Raw genomic sequence first — 333 nt, 5'->3', positions numbered from 1 at the left:
CAGGGCGGGATCACACTTTGTAAACAAGGAAAATCTATGATCTAATAGCGTTAATTTTTCCTATTTATCTATCGCAATGTCTTTATTTTCACATCTCGAATTAGTCAAAGAAAACCGTTCTACGATTAACCAGCACCACAACTTGGTTGATATCATGTTTCTGATAATAAGCGCCATAACCTCAGGCTGTGAAGGCTGGCAAGATATTGAAATATATGGCAATAAAAAACTTACATGGTTAAGGCGTTTTCGCCCTTTTGTACATGGCATTCCAACACGGCACAGCATCGCTCGTATCTTTCGAGGCCTTGATAGCGACTCATTACTGCTAGC

The 333-nt window shown here is 39.9% G+C and carries 1 protein-coding gene; it reads left to right on the top strand.

The genetic code is table 11. The features are described 5' to 3' along the window. Positions 1–76: 76 nt before the first annotated feature. A partial coding sequence (locus HC733_RS22715; RefSeq protein ID WP_190367222.1) for a transposase family protein occupies positions 77–333 on the top strand: 257 nt, incomplete at its 3' end.

The organism is Pseudoalteromonas sp. S16_S37, from assembly GCF_014694405.1.
Taxonomy (GTDB): domain Bacteria; phylum Pseudomonadota; class Gammaproteobacteria; order Enterobacterales; family Alteromonadaceae; genus Pseudoalteromonas.
The sequence above is the reverse complement of the archived record's forward strand: the minus strand, read 5'-3'. Positions and strand labels throughout refer to the sequence as shown.